Below are 18,173 nucleotides of genomic sequence, written 5' to 3'. Positions count from 1 at the left end.
CGCCCGGCGGGCAGGCCGAGATTTCGGCCCGATGGCGGGCGGGGCGGCCGCCCGCGCATCGGACGCGCGCCGTGGCGCCATATCGCCGCACGCGATTTTCTTCGCACAATCGCTTCGTAGACCGCCTTCCTGCCGCTCTCTATCATCGGCTGATCTTTTTCCGATGTGACGACGACTGTCCGGAGAACGCCCGCGCGTTCGCCGCGGCGCCGCTCATCCGTCGATACCGTCTTTGGACAGGAGAGTGGTTCCCATGCTGCATGCCGTTTTTTCCGCCCGCTTTTCGTCCGGCCGCGTGGCCCGCCTGCTGGCAGCCGCGCTGCTCGGCGTCCTGATGCTGAACGGCGCCCGTGCCGACACCGCGCCGCTGAAGGTCGGCATCTCGACGAGCCCGCAGATCGACGCGCTGAAGATTGCCGCGAAGGAGGCGAAGGAGCAGGGCCTCGACGTGAAGATCGTCGAGTTCACCGACTGGAACACGCCGAACGCGGCGCTCGCGAACAAGGACATCGACGTCAACTACTTCCAGCACATCCCGTTTCTCGAGAACGCGAAGAAGCAGGGCGGTTACAACTTCGTGTCGATCGCGCCGGGCACGATCATGAAGATCGGCCTCTACTCGAAGAAGGTGAAGCGCTTCGACGAGCTGAAGGACGGCGCGCGTGTCGCGATCGCGAACGATCCGGTGAACGGCGGGCGCGGGCTGCTGCTGCTGCAGCGCGCGGGCCTCATCACGCTGAAGCCGGGCGCCGACTACCGCGCGACGACGCACGACATCGTGTCCAACCCGAAACACCTGAAGATCATCCCGCTCGAAGCGTCGCAACTCGCGCGCTCGCTCGATGACGTCGACCTCGCGCAGGGCTATCCGAGCTTCATCAAGCTCGCCGGCACGACCGACCCGAACAGCGCGCTGCTGTTCGACGGCACCGAGAACAAGAACTTCGCGATCCAGTGGGTCGTGCGGCCCGAGAGCGTGAACGACGCGCGCATCCGCAAGTTCATCGCGATCTACCAGCATTCGCCGGCGGTGCGCCGTGCGCTCGACAACGCGTTCGGCTCGCTGTACGCGATCGCGTGGTGACGGAGGCGACATGACGACGGCGAACCGCAAGAAGATCCTGCTCAACGCGTTCAACATGAACTGCGTCGGGCACATCAACCACGGGTTGTGGACGCATCCGCGCGACCGCTCCGCGCACTACACCGATCTGGACTACTGGGCCGATCTCGCGAGGACGCTCGAACGCGGCAAGTTCGACGGGATCTTTCTCGCGGACATCGTCGGCGTGTACGACGTGTTCGGCGGCGGCCCGGACGCCGCGCTGCGCGAATCGGTGCAGGTGCCCGTCAACGATCCGCTGCTGCTCGTGCCCGCGATGGCGCAGGTCACGCAACATCTCGGCTTCGGCGTGACCGCGAACCTGACCTACGAGCCGCCTTACCTGTTCGCGCGCCGCATGTCGACGCTCGATCACCTGACGAAGGGGCGCATCGGCTGGAACATCGTGACCGGCTATCTCGACAGCGCCGCGCGCGGGATGGGCCTCGCACAGCAGATCGGCCACGACGACCGCTACGAACGCGCGGACGACTACATGGACGTCGTCTACAAGCTGTGGGAACAGAGCTGGGACGACGACGCGGTGATCCGCGACACGCAGGCGCGCGTGTTCGCGCAGCCTGGCAAGGTGCGGCGCGTGAAGCACGACGGGCCGTTCTATTCGGTCGACGCGATCCACCTGAGCGAGCCGTCGCTGCAGCGCACGCCGGTGCTGTACCAGGCCGGCTCGTCCGCGCGCGGCGTCGAGTTCGCGGGGCGGCACGCGGAGTGCGTGTTCGTGAACGGGCAGAGCAAGGCCGCGGCGCGCGCGGCGGCGCTGGATATTCGCGCAGCCGCCGCGCGGCAGGGGCGCGATCCCGCATCGATCAAGATTTTCGCGGGCGTGAGCGTCGTGACCGCCGAAACCGAGCGGCTCGCGCGCGAGAAGTTCGACGAATACCGGCGCTATGCGAGCCCGGAAGCCGGCCTCGCGCATTTCGCGAGCTCGACCGGCATCGATTTCGCGAAGTACGGCCTCGACGAGCCGATTTCGTACGTGAAGACCGACTCGATCCAGTCGGCCGTCGACGCGATCTCGCGCAAGAGCACGACCGGCACGTGGACCGTGCGCCGGATGCTCGAACAGATGTCGCTCGGCGGCCGCTATGCGCCGATCGTCGGCTCGCCGTCGCAAGTCGCGGACGAACTGCAGTCGTGGATCGACGAAACGGGCATCGACGGTTTCAACCTGACGCGCACCGTGATGCCCGAGTCGTTCGAGGATTTCGTCGACTGGGTCGTGCCCGAGCTGCAGAACCGCGGCATCTACAAGGAAGACTACGATCCCGCGCCGACGCTGCGCGAGAAGCTGTTCGGCGCCGGCGCGCGGCTGCCCGCGTGGCACACGGGCGCGCAGCACCGGCCGGCCGCCGTGCCGGCGCCCGAACCCAAGCATCCCGCGCATGCGTGAACGTGACGGAGCGAAGCGATGACGCAATTGTTCGACACGCTGGGTTTCATCGAGGCATCGGCCGTGCGCGCCGGTGCGGGTGCGGACGTGCATGAGGTGCATGACGCGCATGATTCGCGTAACGCAGCGGCCGCGCGGGCCGACGGCGCCGCCGCCGTGTCGTTCGCACACGTCGGCAAGGTGTTCGCGACGCCGCGCGGCCAGGCCGCCGCGCTGCGCGACGTGACGCTCGACGTGCGGCGCGGCGAGGTGTTCGGCATCATCGGCCGCAGCGGTGCCGGCAAGTCGACGCTGCTGCGGCTCGTGAACGGCCTCGAACGTCCGAGTTCGGGCAGCGTGCGCGTGCAGGGCGTCGACGTCGGCACGCTCGACGAGGACGGGCTCGTCGCGCTGCGGCGTCGCACCGGCATGGTGTTCCAGCATTTCAACCTGCTGTCGGCGAAGACGGTGTTCGAGAACGTCGCGCTGCCGCTGAAGATCGCCGGCGTGCCGAAGGCCGAGCGCACGCGCAAGGCCGAGGCGCTGCTCGATCTCGTCGGGCTGGCCGCGAAACGCGACGCGTATCCGGCGAGCCTGTCGGGCGGCCAGAAGCAGCGCGTCGGCATCGCGCGGGCGCTGGTGCACGACCCGGAGGTGCTGCTGTGCGACGAGGCGACGTCGGCGCTCGACCCCGAGACGACGCAATCGATCCTCGCGCTGCTCGCCGACATCAACCGCCGCCTCGGACTGACGATCGTGCTGATCACGCACGAGATGGAAGTGATCCGCGCGGTGTGCGACACGGTCGCGGTGATCGAACAGGGCGAGGTCGTCGAAACGGGCCCGGTGTGGCGCGTGTTCGGCGATCCGCGCCACGGCGCGACGCGCGCCCTGCTCAGCACGCTCGTGCACGACCTGCCGGCCGAACTCGCCGCGCGCGTGCAGCCGTTGCCCGAGCTGGCCGCGCTGCCCGACGGCGCGCAAGTCGTGCTGGACGTCCGTTATACCGGCGAAAGCGGCGGCGAGCCGGACGTCGGCGCGCTCGCGGCGGCGCTCGGCGGCTCGGTGCGCTTCCTGCACGGCGGGATCGAGCGCATTCAGGGGCATGCGCAGGGCCGCCTCGTGATCGCGGCGTCGCCGCGCGCGGACGACGCCGGCCACCCACCGGCACGCGGCGGCGCGGTCGCCGCGTTGCTCGAGCGCGCGCGCCGCCACGCGAATCATGCGGAGGTGCTCGGCTATGTTTGAACTCTGGTGGCCCGAACTGCTCGACGCGATCCGCGACACGCTGTCGATGGTCGCCGCGTCGGCCGCGATCGCCGCGCTGATCGGCATCCCGCTCGCGGTGATCCTGGTGACGACCGCGCCCGGCGGCATTTACGCGCGGCGTGGCCTGAACGCGGTGCTCGGCGCGCTCGTCAACGTGTTCCGCTCGACACCGTTCATCATCCTGCTCGTCGCGCTCCTGCCGTTCACGCGCGTGCTGATCGGCACGACGATCGGCGTGTGGGCGGCCGTCGTGCCGCTGTCGATCGCGGCGATTCCATTCTTCGCGCGGATTGCGGAAGTGAGCCTGCGCGAAGTCGATCGCGGGCTGATCGAGGCCGCGCTCGCGATGGGCGCGAAACGCCGCCACATCGTGTGGCACGTGCTGTTGCCGGAGGCGTTGCCCGGCATGCTCGGCGGTTTCACGATCACCGTCGTCGCGCTGATCGGCTCGACCGCGATGGCGGGCGCAGTCGGCGCGGGCGGGCTCGGCGATCTCGCGATCCGTTATGGCTATCAGCGTTTCGACACCACCGTCATGGTGACCGTGATCGTAATCCTGATCGCACTCGTTTCGGCCGTGCAAATCACGGGCGACCGCCTGGTCCGACGCGTGACCCGGCGTACCTGAGCGGCGCCACGAGCGCCGGCTCTTGTCATTGAGACCCTGAGAGAACGATACCCATGACCTTGCCCATCGGCGCGCCGCGCGAATGGAACGGACAATTCGAGGAAGCCCTGTTTCTGGACGTCGCACGACGCCATCGCCCTGGCTTCCCTGACAAACTGGCGACGCCACCGCGCGAGCCGCACGGCGCGGACGAGCTCGCCGCCGTCGCCGACTACTACACGAAGATGGCGTCGCACGACCTGTTCATCGTGCAGGTCGTCGCGAAGGCGATCGACACGCTGTTTCGCGATGACCCGCATTTCCAGCTGATCCTGTCGCGCCAGCTCGGCGACGACGGCGCGCACGCGGTGATCGGGCGCGAGCGCGTGACCGAACTGACGGGCCGCGATCCGCTGCCGGAGGTCGAGCGGCTCGTCGCCGCGCACTGGGAACGCATCGGCGACATCGCGGTACGCGACGTCGCGGGCTTTCTCGCGTTCGAATGGCATTACGAGTTGCACATCCTCGCGAAGCTGTGGATCCAGCGCAAGACCGGCCGCATCGCCGACGGCGCGATGCGCGAGCACGGCGAGAACCGGATCCGTCCGGACGAGGAGTGGCATCGCGTGCAGATCGTCCAGTGGTGGTTCGACACGTTGAACGCGCTGCCGCCCGCCGAGCGCGACGCGCTGGTCGACCGCGTGATCGCGGCCGACGAGGAAACCCAGGCGCGGCTCGACGGTTATCTGCATGACGAATACGCGCACACCGCGCACGTGTTCGGTGCGGATATCGCCGAATACCGCGCGATCTACGACGACTGGCGGCGCGAGATCCTGTCGCGGCTGACCGGCCGCCGGCTCGGCGCGCTGGTGCCGTTGTCGGGCGAAATCGTTGCGCACGAAACCGTTGCACAGGAAGCCGTCGCATGAACGATCCCCGCGGCCCGGCGACGCTGGAGCCGGAAACCGACGCACGCGCGCTCGACGCCGATGCGCTGGCGGGTGCGATCGACGCGCTGCGTGCGACGGCTGCCGAGCGCGACCGCGCGGGCGGTCACGCGGCCGATGAGAAGCAGCGGCTCGCCGACGCGGGCCTGCTGACGCTCGCGGTGCCGCGCGAATTCGGCGGACAGGAAGCCGAGTGGCCGGCGATCTACGACACGATCCGGCGGATCGCGCGCGTCGACAGCGCGCTCGCGCATCTGGTCGGGTTCCAGATCCTGCAGGTGGTGAGCGTCGACGTGTGGGGCAGCGCGGCGCAGCGCGAACGCTATCTGCGCGGCACGGTCGAGCATCGCTGGTGGTGGGGCAATGCGGTCAATCCGCTCGACACGCGGCTCGCGGCGACCGCGACGCCGGACGGCGGCTACCGGCTCGACGGCGTGAAGGGCTTCTGTTCGGGCACGCGCGGCTCGCAGCGGATGACCGTGTCCGCGCACGATCCGGAAACGGGCCGCGCCGTGTTCGGCGTGGTGCCGACCGATCGTGACGGGATCACGGTCAACGAGGACTGGGATCCGATCGGCCAGCGCCAGACCGACAGCGGCAGCGTGCGCTTCGACGGTGTGACGCTCGCGCCGGACGAGGTGCTGCACCGCTCCGAGACACCGCCGACGCCACGCGCGACGCTGCGCACGCTGGTGTCGCAGCTCGTGCTGACGAATCTGTTCGTCGGGCTCGCGGAAGGCGCGCTGGCCGAGGCGCGCGACTACGTGCTGAAGCACGGCCGGCCGTGGATCAACGCGGGTGTCGCGCAGGCGAGCGACGATCCCTATACGCTGCAGCGCTTCGGCGACATGCGCGTGCAGGCGGTCGCGGCGGCGGCGCTCGCCGACCGCGCGGCCGTCGCGTTGCAGCGCGCATGGTCGCGGCATGACGCGCTGACGGCCGACGAACGGGCCGAGGTGGCACTCGCGGTGTCGGATGCGAAGATCGTCGCGCAGCGCGCGGCGCTCGAGAACGGCGAGGCGCTGTTCGACACGTGCGGCGCACGTGCAACGGCTGCGTCGCTCGGCCTCGACCGCTTCTGGCGCAACGCGCGCACGCATACGCTGCACGATCCGCTCGACTATCGGCTGCGCGACGTCGGCCGGTTCGCGCTGACGGGGGAACTGCCGCTGGCGTCGCTTTATACGTAGCGTCCTGCCTGGATCGGCAGACGCACCGTCTGCTTGATGCGCTTCGCGCAAGGCGCGCTGTCCAACGTGTCGAATCCGAAGGTCGCGCTGTTCTATCTCGCGTTCCTGCCGCAGTTCGTCCCCGCGGGCGCCGCGCATCCGATGCTGTCGCTGTTCGTGCTCGGCACGACGTTTGCCGGCCTGACGTTTCTCGTCAAGGGGCCGGTCGCGCTGTTCGCCGGCCTGCTGTCGACGTCGATCCGGCGCAATCCGCGCATCCTGACCCGCATGCACCGGGTGAGCGGCGCGGTCCTGCTCGGGTTGGGCGTGAAGCTGGCGTTCGAGCGTCGTTGACGATGCTCACTGCGCCGGCAACGCGTCCGCCAGCGCGCGCATTGCGTCCGCCGTCTCCGGATTCGCCGGGAAAAACGCCTCGATCGCGAGCTCCGACAGCGTGACGTCGACCGGCGTGCCGAACACCGTCGTCGTGCTGAAGAACGTCAGTTCGCCGGCTGCCGTGCGCAGCCGCAGCGGCACCGCGATGTCCGCGTAGTCGGCGCGTGCCAGCGTGTCGGCGGGCTGGCCGGCCGGTGCCGGATAGTTCGCGAGTTCGTCGCGCAGCGCATGCAGCGTGCGGTCGCCGCTCGCGTCGATCTGCCGTTGCAGCCGGTGCAGGATATGCGCGCGCCACTCGTGCCAGTTGACGATCTGCGGCGCGAGGCCGTCGGGATGCAGGCTCAGCCGCAACACGTTGACGGGCGGCCGCAGGAGCGCCGGATCGGCCTGCGCGACCAGCGCGCCGAGCATCCGGTTCGCGGCGAGCAGCGTCCAGTGGCGATCCACGGCGAGCGCCGGGTAGGGCTCGTGGCCGCGCAGCACGGCTTGGACCGCCTGGCGCGCCGCATCGAGCTGCGGATCGGAGAACGGCCGCTCGCGAAACAGCGGCGCAAAGCCGGCCGCGACGAGCAGCGCATTGCGCTCGCGCAGCGGCACGTCGAGGCGCTCCGCGAGATGCAGCACCATCTCCCGGCTCGGCTGCGCGCGCCCCGATTCGACGAAGCTCAGGTGCCGCGCGGACACCTCGGCCTCCAGCGCGAGCGCCATCTGGCTCAGGCGGCGGCGTTGACGCCAGGTGCGCAGCAGCGAGCCGATGCCGGACGCGCGGCCGGCGGACGGGGGCAGCGATTGGAGGGTGGGGGTCGAGTTCATGACGAAGATGATAGGCAATCCCGCGCGCGCCGGGCATTACGTGCGAGGTAAGCATTCCGGATCGGTGTGCAGCGCCGATGCTGCCCGCTGCCTGCGCCCGATGGGCAACTCGATCGACGAATCGGGGAACCGGCCGCTCGGCAGTTGCGCGAGCACGTACGCCCGGCTGAGCGCCGGGAAGATCCGGCCCGTCGTCACCGGATCATGCCGAACGCCTTGCGGATCGGCATGCCGGTGACCGACGGCGTCGTGCGGTCCGCATCGTTGAGCGTCGTGACGACGGACAGCGGCGCCCGGATCCAGTAGCGCACGGCGGTGCGGCACGCGCGCTGCCGGCGAGTTTGATCGGAAGGTCTCTAGAGGTGCGCCGACTGAATGCTTAATATATGTCGTCGTATGACATGAGCCAAAACTTACCTGCAACGAGGGCGTGCGCACACCTCGGGTTTTCCCTTCGGACGGCCGAAGGAGAGGCAAGAATTTCCTGCTTGTGCCGAATGGATAAGGGTTTGTGGCCTGCGGTCGAGTAACTGTGGCGCGACGGGAATATCGCCATGTCGTCAGCAGACATCATATCTGTTGGGCTACAATGAGCGAACCATTCCCGAACCACGGAGCACACCCATGCAACTGACTGGAGAGATGCTGATCGGCGCCGACGCGGTGGCCGGCTCGGCCGGTACCCTGCGCGCGTTCGACCCGACGAAGGGCGCGCCGATCGATGCGCCGGCCTTCGGCGTCGCGACGCAGGCCGATGTCGAGCGCGCGTGCGAACTCGCGCGCGACGCCTTCGACGCGTATCGCACGCAGCCGCTCGCGGCCCGCGCGGCGTTTCTCGAGGCGATCGCCGACGAAATCGTCGCACTCGGCGACGCGCTGATCGAACGCGCGCACGCCGAAACGGGCCTGCCCGTCGCGCGGCTGCAGGGCGAGCGCGGCCGCACCGTCGGCCAGCTCCGGCTGTTCGCGCGCGTCGTGCGCGACGGGCGCTTCCTCGCCGCGTCGATCGACCCCGCGCAGCCCGCGCGCACGCCGCTGCCGCGCTCGGACCTGCGGCTGCAGAAGGTCGGGCTCGGGCCCGTCGCCGTGTTCGGTGCGAGCAACTTCCCGCTCGCGTTCTCGGTGGCCGGCGGCGATACCGCGTCGGCACTCGCGGCCGGCTGCCCGGTGATCGTGAAGGCCCATGAGGCGCACCTCGGCACGTCCGAGCTGGTCGGCCGCGCGATCCGCGCGGCGGTGGCGAAATGCGGGATGCCGGCCGGCGTGTTCTCGCTGCTGATCGGCCCCGGCCGCGTGATTGGCGCGGCGCTCGTCAGCCATCCGGCGATCCAGGCCGTCGGCTTCACCGGGTCGCGGCAGGGCGGCATGGCGCTCGTGCAGCTCGCGAACGCGCGCCCGCAACCGATTCCCGTCTATGCGGAAATGAGCAGCATCAACCCGGTCGTGCTGTTTCCGGCCGCGCTGGCCGCGCGCGGCGACGCGATCGCGACCGGCTTCGTCGATTCGCTGACGCTCGGCACCGGCCAGTTCTGCACGAACCCGGGTCTCGTGCTGGCGGTCGACGGCCTCGATCTCGATCGCTTCGAGTCCGTCGCCACGCAGGCGCTCGCGAAGAAGCCGGCCGGCGTGATGCTGACGCGCGGCATCGCCGACGCGTATCGCAGCGGCCGCGGCAAGCTGGCCGAACTGCCGGGCGTGCGCGAAATCGGCGCGGGCGAGGCGGCGCAGACCGAATGCCAGGCAGGCGGCGCGCTGTACGAAGTCGCCGCGCAGGCGTTCCTGGCCGAACCGGCGTTCGGCCACGAGGTGTTCGGGCCGGCGTCGCTGATCGTGCGCTGCCGCGATCTCGACGAAGTCGCGCGCGTGCTCGACGCGCTGGAGGGCCAGCTGACGGCCACGCTGCAACTGGACGCCGACGACAAGCCGCTCGCGCGCCGCCTGCTGCCGATCCTCGAACGCAAGGCCGGGCGCCTGCTCGTCAACGGCTACCCGACCGGCGTCGAGGTGTGCGATGCGATGGTGCACGGCGGGCCGTTCCCGGCGACGTCGAACCCGGCCGTCACGTCGGTCGGCGCGACCGCGATCGACCGTTTCCTGCGGCCCGTGTGCTACCAGGACTTCCCGGACGACCTGCTGCCCGAAGGGCTGCAGGAAAGCAATCCGCTCGACATTCCGCGGCTGCGGGACGGGAAGGCGGAGTGAAGGCGCAGGACGACTGAAGGCCGCGTCCCGGGAGGGGCGCGTTCCGGCAAGGTTGAAACATGGCGGCGGACCGTGCCCACGGTGCCCCGCCGCCTTTTTGATGGAGGGCCGGTCTTCGTGCTTGCCGGTTTCGTGCGGTCAGTGAGCGGGGTGGGCGACGAGTTGCAGGCGCTCGGCGGCGGCCAGAAGGCGTCGGTCGCGTGTCCATAGCTTGCTGTCACCGGTCAGCCTGACCGAGGCAAGCGAAACAGTATGCGACGCTCACGCTCGGCCGGTTTTTCGATGCGGTCGTGGATCCCGACGTGCTGGATCAGATTCTCGCCGACGATCCGAACACGCGCTTCCGGCGGTCGGCGGCCGGCACCGATATCGCCGCGACCCGTCTCAGGCTCGGCAGCCTGCGCTACCGGATTGTCGGAACCATCGCACAGATGTAATGAAAACGGCCGGCCCGCGAAGCACGGGGCGGCCGTCGAAAAGGGGGGGGGCGCCGGGCGGAACCGCCGGTCCCGCGCGGGCCGGCACGCACCGGATCGCGTGCCGTTGGTCAGCCCGCCGCTTACTGCGGGCCCATCTTCTTGATCAGCACGTCGAGTTCGGCCATTTCGGCGTCGGTGAGGTCGACGAGCGGCGCGCGCACCGGGCCGGCGTCGTGGCCGACGAGCTTCGCGCCCGCCTTCACGATGCTGACCGCGTAGCCCGCGCGACGGTTGCGGATCTTCAGGTACGGCAGGAAGAACTCGTCGAGCAGACGGCCGACCGTTGCGTGGTCGTCCTTCGCGATCGCTTCGTAGAATGCCATCGCCGTCTTCGGGATGAAGTTGAACACGGCCGACGAGTACACCGGCACGCCGAGCGCCTTGTACGCGGCCGCGTAGACTTCGGCCGTCGGCAGGCCGCCGAGGTACGCGAAGCGGTCGCCGAGGCGGCGGCGGATCGTGACCATGCTCTCGATTTCGCCGACGCCGTCCTTGAAGCCGATCAGGTTCGGGCAACGATCGGCGAGGCGCTCGAGCATGTCGGCATTCAGCTTCGAATTCGCGCGGTTGTACACCACGACGCCGATCTTCAGCGCGCGGCACACCTGCTCGACGTGCTCGGCGATGCCTTCCTGGCTGGCTTCGGTCAGGTAGTGCGGCATCAGCAGCACGCCGCTCGCGCCGAGGCGCTCGGCTTCCTGCGCGTATTCGATCGCGACGCGCGTCGCGCCGCCGGCGCCGGCCAGGATCGGCACCTTGCCCTTGCAGGTTTCCGTCGCGACGCGGATCACGTCCGAATACTCGCGCTGCGTGAGCGAGAAGAATTCACCGGTGCCGCCGGCCGCGAACAGCGCGGTCGCGCCATACGGCGCCAGCCATTCCAGACGCTCGGCATAGGTGGCCGGGCGGAAGCTGCCGTCCGCGTCGAAATCCGTCAGCGGAAACGACAGCAGGCCGTGGGAGATGATCTGTTTGAGTTCTTGCGGTGAAGTCATGGTTGGGTCGTCCGTCCAGCGCGAGTGCTGATGGGTTCGTCGGGTACGGCATCCGGGCCATATTGGCGATGTCGTTGTATGTCATCGTACAACGCGGAAAAGCGCGGCGCAAGCGGTTTGCCGGCCGGCGAGAGATAGGGTCTTTCCGGATAAGGGTTTACGCAGCATCGCGGCTTGGTGTTGAATGTCATATGATGACTAACGATTTGACCGGTAGCCTCCCAGGAATTCCGATGACTGCTTCCCCGCTTTATATCCGCGTGCATCCGGACGACAACGTCGCGATCGTCGTCAACGACGGCGGCCTGCCCGAGGGCGCGACGTTCGCCGACGGCCTGACGCTGCGCGAAGGCGTGCCGCAAGGGCACAAGGTCGCGCTGGTCGACCTCGCGGCCGGCGATCCGATCGTCCGCTACAACGTCGTGATCGGCTACGCGCTCGCCGAGCTGCGCCGCGGCAGCTGGGTCAACGAGCGCACGATGCGCATGCCCGAGCCGCCGGGGCTCGACGACCTGCCGCTCGCCACGCGTGCCGCGCCGCCGCTGGCGCCGCTCGAAGGCTATACGTTCGAGGGCTTCCGCAATGCCGACGGCTCGGTCGGCACGCGCAACATCCTCGCGATCACGACGACCGTGCAATGCGTGTCGGGCGTCGTCGAGCATGCGGTGAAGCGGATCAAGGACGAACTGCTGCCGCGTTACCCGAACGTCGACGACGTGGTCGGGCTCGAGCACACATACGGCTGCGGCGTCGCGATCGATGCGCCCGATGCCGACATTCCGATCCGCACGCTGCGCAACATCAGCCTGAATCCGAACTTCGGCGGCGAGGTGATGACGGTGAGCCTCGGCTGCGAGAAGCTGCAGCCCGAGCGCCTGCTGCCGCCGGGCTCGATTCCGGTGGCGGCCGACGGCGCGCCGGAAAACGGCGGCGTCGTGTGCTTGCAGGACGCCGCGCACGTCGGCTTCAACTCGATGATCGACTCGATCATGAAGATGGCCGAATCGCATCTCGAGCGGCTGAACCGCCGCCGTCGCGAAACCTGCCCGGCGTCGGATCTCGTCGTCGGCGTGCAGTGCGGCGGCAGCGACGCGTTCTCGGGGCTCACCGCGAACCCGGCGGTCGGTTTCGCGGCCGACCTGCTCGTGCGGGCGGGCGCCACGATCATGTTCTCGGAGGTGACGGAAGTGCGCGACGGCGTCGCGCAGCTCACGTCGCGCGCGGCGAACGAGGACGTCGCCCGCGAGATCATCCGCGAGATGGACTGGTACGACCGCTACCTGCAGCGCGGCCGCGTCGACCGCAGCGCGAACACGACGCCCGGCAACAAGAAGGGCGGCCTGTCGAACATCGTCGAGAAGGCGATGGGCTCGATCGTGAAGTCGGGCAGCGCGCCGATCGCGGGCGTCGTGCGTCCCGGCGACCGGGCGCGGCAGAAGGGGCTGCTGTACGCGGCGACGCCCGCGAGCGACTTCATCTGCGGCACGCTGCAGCTCGCGGCGGGAATGAACCTGCACGTTTTCACGACGGGGCGCGGCACGCCGTACGGCCTTGCGCAGGTGCCGGTGATCAAGGTCGCGACGCGCAGCGATCTCGCGCGCCGCTGGCACGACCTGATGGATCTCGACGCGGGGCAGATCGCGACCGGCGCGGCGTCGATCGAGGACGTGGGCTGGGAACTGTTCCGGCTGATGCTCGACGTCGCGAGCGGCAAGCGCCGCACGTGGGCCGAGCAATGGAAGCTCGCGAATGCGCTGACGCTGTTCAATCCGGCGCCGGTGACCTGACGCGCGCCGCGACGGCGGCAGACGATGCGATGCGGGCGCCTTCGGGCGCCCGTTTTCCGTTTTTGATGGCGGCGGCGGGTTCGCGGTCCGGCGCATGCGTATTTTCCGCAGCCGGCACGAATTCCTTACCTCGCACGTAATCGACCGCCCACGCGAGGCCGGTGACGATGGTGGCACGCGAACACGAAACGTTTGCGACATCGTCCCCCCATCGACACAAGGAGCCTCGCCATGAATACCGCCGAAACCGCCCAGTCGGCTCACGCCGACCTGATCAACCGCTATTTCGATGCCTGGAACGAGCCCGACGTCGCACGCCGGCGCGCGCTGATCGATGCGACCTACGCGAGCGACGCGGCCTATCGCGATCCGCTGATGGCCGGCGACGGCCATGCGGGCATCGACACGATGATCGCCGCGGTGCAGGAGCGTTTCCCCGCGTATCGCTTTCGCCGCACGACCGACGTCGACGGGTTCGGCCAGCACCTGCGCTTCTCGTGGGCGCTCGTGTCGCCCGACGGCGCGGCGGTCGTGAAAGGTTCGGACTTCGGCACCGTCGATGCGTCGGGCCGCCTGAAGTCGGTCACGGGTTTCATCGACGAAATGCCGGCCGCGGCGTCGTGATGCGAGCGACGCATGCCCGGCGGCGGCCGGGATCGGGTAACGTTATGCAATTCGTTCCCGATTCCGGAGCCTTTCCCACATGTTGAAGAATCTCGATCCGCTGTTGCACGCCGACATCCTGCACGCGCTGCGCGCGATGGGCCACGGCGATGAAGTGGTGATCTGCGATGCGAATTTTCCGGCGGAATCCGTCGCCGGGCACACGGTGGTCGGACGCGCGCTGCGCATCGACGGCGCCGACTCGGCGCGCGTCGCGCGCGCGGTGCTGTCGGTGCTGCCGCTCGACACGTTCGTCGACACACCCGCTTGGCGGATGGAAGTCGTCGGCGATCCGGCCGCGGTGCCGCCCGTGCAGCGCGAAGTGCAGGCCGAGATCGATCGTGCGGAAGGGCGCGCGGTGCCGCTCATGGGCGTCGACCGTTTCGCGTTCTACGAGCGCGCGCAGCAGGCGTATGCGGTGATCGTCACCGGCGAGACGCGCGGCTACGGCTGTTTCATCTTCAAGAAAGGCGTGCTGTTGAGCGACGCCGGTTAGGGCCTGTTCCGTTATTTATCCGCCAGGGCCGAACACCGTGTTTCGCGGTGCTGCCGCGCTTGAATGACCGCCGCAGTGTAAAGATTTGCTACAACCTTTTTCTTGGACACCGCGGAAAGACCCTCTATGCTGGCCCATTTGCCGCCGGCCCGGCAGGGCCGCGCGACCCCGAACCGCACGGGCACGCCTCGTGCGGACGGCCGAATTGCATACGAGGAGAGAGGCATGACGCGTTCCGTCGATTCCGGCGTCATTTTTTTCGCGCGCCTGGCGCTGGCGGCGTTGTTCTTGTGGGGCGGTGTGATGAAGCTGCTCGGCTACAGCGATTTCATCGGCTATCTGCACGGGCTGAACGTGCCCTATCCGCAGGTGACGGGGCCGGTCGTCGTCACGATCGAAGCGCTCGGCGGGCTGCTGCTGATCGTCGGCTACAAGGTGAAGCCGCTCGCGTTGCTGATGGCGTTCTATACGATCGCGACCGCGATGGTCGGACACAATTTCTGGGACGCGACGGACGCCGCGGTCCAGCACGACATGGTGATCCACTTCTGGAAGAACGTCGCGATCGCCGGCGGTTTCCTGCTGCTGTTCGTGACCGGCGCCGGCGGCGCAAGCATCGACGCGCTGCGCCGGCCGAGTTCGTCGTACGGCGCGCTGCGCTGAATTGAACCCGGTTGAACGGCGCGACGCGCGCACCTCGCCGCGCTGAAGCCCAAACAAAAGGGCTGAATCCCGCACGCCGCGGGATTCGGCCCTTTGTTCATCCGGCCGGCGCGTGTGCGCCGACGTTCAGCGCGTGTCCTTCGGGTCCTTCGCATCCTTCGAGAACTGCACGGCGATCGCGCCGAGTACGCAGATCGCCGCGACGTACACGACCGGCGCGAGCGGATTCGACTTCATCATCAGCGACACGATCACCGGCGTGAGGCCGCCGAAGATCGCATACGCGACGTTGTACGAGAACGAGATGCCCGAGAAGCGCACGACGGGCGGGAAGCTCTTGACCATCACGAACGGCACCGCGCCGATCGTGCCGACCATGAAGCCGGCGATCCCGTAGTACAGCGGCAGCGTCGACGCGTCGGCCGCGACCTGCGCGAACAGCAGGTAATAGCACGCGGCCAGCACGAGGCCGCCAATGCCGAGCACGCGCTTCGCGCCGATCCAGCCCGCGAGCGAGCCGGCGGTGATGCAGCCGGCCGTCAGGCACAGCGTCGCGACGCTGTTCGCGAACAGCGTGGTCGCGGGCGTCAGGTGAAACTGCTTCTGCAGCAGCGCGGGCGTCATCAGGATCACGACGACGATCGCCGCCGACAGCATCCACGTGAGCAGCATTGACACGATCACCGCGCGGCCGTGGTCGCGCAGCACGGCCTTCAGCGGAATCTCGGCCGCGAGCGCCTTCTTCGCCTTCATCTCGGCGAACACCGGCGTCTCGTGCAGCCAGCGGCGCAGGTACACGGAGAACAGGCCGAACACGCCGCCGAGCAGGAACGGAATGCGCCACGCGAACGCGGTGACTTCGGCGCCCGAGTAACGGCTGTTGATGCCCGCGGCGACCAGCGAGCCGAGCAGGATGCCGGCCGTGAGGCCCGCGGTCAGCGTGCCGCACGCATAGCCGATGTGGCGCGACGGCACGTGTTCCGACACGAACACCCATGCGCCCGGCACTTCGCCGCCGACCGCCGCGCCCTGCAGCACGCGGAACAGCAGCAGCAACACCGGCGCGAGGATGCCGATCGAGTCGTAGGTCGGCAGCAGGCCCATCAGCAGCGTCGGCACCGACATCATCAGCACGCTCAGCGTAAACATCCGCTTGCGGCCGAACAGGTCGCCGAAGTGCGCCATGATCACGCCGCCGAGCGGGCGCGCGAGATAGCCGGCCGCGAAGATGCCGAACGTCTGCAACTGGCGCAGCCAGTCGGGAATGTCGTGCGGGAAGAACAGCTGCCCGATCGCGGGTGCGAAAAACACGAAGATGATGAAGTCGTAGAACTCGAGGGCGCCGCCGAGTGCGGCAAGGCCAAGGGTCTTGTAGTCGCTGCGCGTGAGCGCGCGTTCGGCGGCGCGAGGCACGCCGCTCAATTCGGAAGCTTGCATGGTCAGGACGATCGGTTTTCGAATGTAGTTGTCGGTGCTGCGTCTCCAGAACCCGCTATCGGCATGGACTGGCAAGGCGCGGCCTGCGTCGTCGAGCGTGCGTCGAGTGCCGGATGGGGCATGTGACACGCACCGTCGCACCGGGATGGGGCACGACGCAGACGAAGCGTCAAAGCGGGTGGGGGGATTCTACAGGAGCGCGAAATGCGCGCGCGGGGCTGCGCCGAGGCATGCTTCGAACTTCGTCGAGCCCGAAACGCACGCGGCGCGGCAGGCGGGAGAACCGCTTGCCGCGCCGCGTGTGACAGGGTCTGCGCGATCAGTTGCCGGCGATCGTGTCGACCGGCTTGAACGCGCCGTGCTCGACCTTGTAGATCGTCACCGGCGCATCCTTCAGGTCGCCCTTCGCGTCGTACGCGATGCTCGGGGCCGACACGCCCTTGATCGACACCTTGCCGAGATACGGCGTATAGACCTTCGGGTCGGTCGAGTTCGCGTCCTTCATCGCGGTGAGCAGCGCGATCGTGCCGTCGTACGAGTAGGGCGAATAGGTGATCACGTCTTCGTTGAAGCGTGCCTTGTAGCGCGATGCGTAGCCGGCGAAGCCCGGCATCTTTTCCTTCGGCAGCCCGCCCATGTAGACGATCGCGCCTTCGGCCGCGTCGCCGCCGACCTTCAGGAACGTCGGCGAGCGCGACATCTCGCCGGTCACGAAGGCGGACTTCATCCCGAGCTGGCGCATCTTGCGGATCATCGGCGACGACTGCGCATCGCCGCCGCCGTAGAAGATCGCGTCCGGGTTGATGCCCTTCAGGTTGGTCAGGATCGCGGAGAAGTCGAGCGCCTTGTCGTTCGTGAAGTCGCGCTTGACGATCGTGCCGCCCGCGGCCTGCACGGCCTTCGCGAATTCGTCGGCGATGCCCTGGCCGTAGGCCGTGCGGTCGTCGATGATCGCGATGCGCTTGAAGTGCAGCGTCTTCACCGCATACGTGCCGACGATGCGGCCGGCCTGTGCATCGCTCGTCAGCAGCCGGTAGGTCGTCTTGTAGCCGCGCGCCGTGTATTGCGGCGACGTCGCCATCGAGATCTGCGGCAGCCCCGCGCGATCGTACAGGTCGGACGCCGGAATGCTCGTGCCCGAGTTGAAGTGGCCGATGACCCCGCGGACGTTGTCGTCGATCAGCCGCTGCGCGACCGTCGTGCCGGTGCGCGGGTCGGCCTGGTCGTCCTGCGAGTCGAGCTGGAACGTGACCGGCTTGCCGCCGATCGTCGGATTCGTCGCGTTGAAATCGGCGATCGCGAGTTGCACGCCCTTCTGCATGTCCGAGCCGTAGTTCGACTGCGGCCCCGTCAGCGGTGCGGCGAAACCGATCTTGACGACGTCGGCGGCGATGGCGTGTGCGCCCGACAGTGCGCAGGCAGCAGCCAGCGCGACGTGCGATACCTTCAGCTTCACTTTCACTTCCCCTTGATGGCATGGTTGGGCCGCCGCCGGCCAGCCGGCCGGCGCGGTAAACCGGGCGAGACGTATCGGGTTGCAGGCCTTTCCGAAAGCCGAGCGGGGTGTGCCATGCGCTGCGCGGGTTGTGCCGGAATCGGCGTGCGCGGCGGCGGCGGGATGTCGTCTCGTAACCGTTGATCGAAGTCTAGGTAGCGAAAATGCGCGCGTCTTGCGCGTTCGGAGCGCGGGCGGCGACGATTTCGGCATATCGTCGATAACCCTGATATATGCTGAAATCGTCATTACGAGTGCGC

The 18,173-nt window shown here is 68.5% G+C and carries 16 protein-coding genes and 2 pseudogenes; 13 read left to right on the top strand and 5 right to left on the bottom strand.

Translation table 11 applies throughout. The features are described 5' to 3' along the window. Positions 1-253 precede the first annotated feature (253 nt). From DIE17_RS33890 to DIE17_RS33860, 7 genes and pseudogenes are all read left to right on the top strand, one after another. Entirely contained in the window at positions 254-1,084 is an 831-nt protein-coding gene (locus DIE17_RS33890) for a MetQ/NlpA family ABC transporter substrate-binding protein (protein WP_124489343.1), read from the top strand. A gap of 10 nt (positions 1,085-1,094) precedes the next feature. Then, positions 1,095-2,513 carry an LLM class flavin-dependent oxidoreductase gene (locus DIE17_RS33885; RefSeq protein ID WP_124921717.1) on the top strand — a complete coding sequence of 473 codons (1,419 nt, stop codon included), beginning with the start codon at positions 1,095-1,097 and terminating at the stop codon, positions 2,511-2,513. Positions 2,514-2,531: 18 nt separating this feature from the next. After that, positions 2,532-3,740 (top strand): methionine ABC transporter ATP-binding protein, encoded by a 1,209-nt coding sequence (locus DIE17_RS33880; protein ID WP_124668069.1) that lies wholly within the window; start codon positions 2,532-2,534, stop codon positions 3,738-3,740. Beyond that, a complete protein-coding gene (locus tag DIE17_RS33875) occupies positions 3,733-4,389 on the top strand; it encodes a methionine ABC transporter permease (RefSeq protein ID WP_044845749.1) in 657 nt (218 codons plus the stop codon). Before DIE17_RS33880 ends, DIE17_RS33875 begins: the two co-directional genes overlap by 8 nt. A 53-nt stretch (positions 4,390-4,442) precedes the next feature. Next, positions 4,443-5,300, top strand: a complete 858-nt coding sequence (locus tag DIE17_RS33870; RefSeq protein ID WP_124530210.1) for a hypothetical protein — start codon at positions 4,443-4,445, stop codon at positions 5,298-5,300. Beyond that, positions 5,297-6,508, top strand: coding sequence for an acyl-CoA dehydrogenase family protein (locus DIE17_RS33865; RefSeq protein WP_124921716.1), 1,212 nt, complete (start codon positions 5,297-5,299; stop codon positions 6,506-6,508). The genes DIE17_RS33870 and DIE17_RS33865 overlap by 4 nt, the downstream gene beginning before the upstream one ends. Positions 6,509-6,541: 33 nt before the next feature. Continuing rightward, positions 6,542-6,841, top strand: a pseudogene (locus DIE17_RS33860) (LysE family translocator); the annotation flags it as partial. 6 nt (positions 6,842-6,847) lie between these two features. Here the strand turns inward: DIE17_RS33860 and DIE17_RS33855 are convergent. Further along, on the bottom strand, positions 6,848-7,696 hold the full coding sequence (locus DIE17_RS33855; protein ID WP_124921715.1) for a helix-turn-helix domain-containing protein: 849 nt from the start codon (positions 7,694-7,696) through the stop codon (positions 6,848-6,850). 132 nt (positions 7,697-7,828) lie between these two features. Continuing rightward, positions 7,829-8,042: pseudogene (locus DIE17_RS33850) on the bottom strand (MFS transporter); the annotation flags it as partial. A gap of 278 nt (positions 8,043-8,320) precedes the next feature. On the opposite strand from DIE17_RS33850, the gene DIE17_RS33845 reads away from it, so the two are divergent. Both DIE17_RS33845 and DIE17_RS33835 read left to right on the top strand, forming a co-directional pair. Beyond that, positions 8,321-9,898, top strand: coding sequence for an aldehyde dehydrogenase (NADP(+)) (locus DIE17_RS33845; protein WP_124921714.1), 1,578 nt, complete (start codon positions 8,321-8,323; stop codon positions 9,896-9,898). A gap of 290 nt (positions 9,899-10,188) precedes the next feature. Further along, a complete protein-coding gene (locus DIE17_RS33835; RefSeq protein WP_260439290.1) occupies positions 10,189-10,335 on the top strand; it encodes a hypothetical protein in 147 nt (48 codons plus the stop codon). A gap of 122 nt (positions 10,336-10,457) precedes the next feature. Here DIE17_RS33835 and kdgD read toward each other — a convergent pair whose 3' ends face one another. Next, the gene (gene kdgD / locus DIE17_RS33830; RefSeq protein WP_044845740.1) at positions 10,458-11,372 is read right to left on the bottom strand and encodes a 5-dehydro-4-deoxyglucarate dehydratase; all 915 of its coding nucleotides are present in this window, start codon (positions 11,370-11,372) and stop codon (positions 10,458-10,460) included. 233 nt (positions 11,373-11,605) lie between these two features. Here kdgD and garD point away from each other — a divergent pair, with 233 nt between their 5' ends. The 4 genes from garD to DIE17_RS33810 all read left to right on the top strand — a co-directional run bounded on the left by garD (position 11,606) and on the right by DIE17_RS33810 (position 14,981). After that, positions 11,606-13,159, top strand: coding sequence for a galactarate dehydratase (gene garD / locus DIE17_RS33825; RefSeq protein ID WP_124921713.1), 1,554 nt, complete (start codon positions 11,606-11,608; stop codon positions 13,157-13,159). Positions 13,160-13,390: 231 nt separating this feature from the next. Continuing rightward, positions 13,391-13,783, top strand: coding sequence for a nuclear transport factor 2 family protein (locus tag DIE17_RS33820; protein ID WP_124921712.1), 393 nt, complete (start codon positions 13,391-13,393; stop codon positions 13,781-13,783). Positions 13,784-13,862: 79 nt separating this feature from the next. Then, positions 13,863-14,318, top strand: coding sequence for an RbsD/FucU family protein (locus DIE17_RS33815; protein ID WP_124489354.1), 456 nt, complete (start codon positions 13,863-13,865; stop codon positions 14,316-14,318). A 225-nt stretch (positions 14,319-14,543) separates the two neighbouring features. Continuing rightward, complete coding sequence (locus DIE17_RS33810; RefSeq protein WP_044845736.1) at positions 14,544-14,981, top strand: DoxX family protein; 438 nt, start codon at positions 14,544-14,546, stop codon at positions 14,979-14,981. 126 nt (positions 14,982-15,107) lie between these two features. On the opposite strand, the gene DIE17_RS33805 is transcribed toward DIE17_RS33810, so the two are convergent. Then, positions 15,108-16,418, bottom strand: coding sequence for an MFS transporter (locus tag DIE17_RS33805; protein WP_044845735.1), 1,311 nt, complete (start codon positions 16,416-16,418; stop codon positions 15,108-15,110). Between the two features lie 319 nt (positions 16,419-16,737). Next, the gene (locus DIE17_RS33800; RefSeq protein WP_044845855.1) at positions 16,738-17,874 is read right to left on the bottom strand and encodes a branched-chain amino acid ABC transporter substrate-binding protein; all 1,137 of its coding nucleotides are present in this window, start codon (positions 17,872-17,874) and stop codon (positions 16,738-16,740) included. Positions 17,875-18,173 lie beyond the last annotated feature (299 nt).

The sequence above is a fragment of the Burkholderia sp. Bp9099 genome (genome assembly GCF_003857805.1).
Classification (GTDB): Bacteria; Pseudomonadota; Gammaproteobacteria; order Burkholderiales; family Burkholderiaceae; genus Burkholderia.
This window is presented reverse-complemented; position numbering and strand designations above follow the sequence as displayed.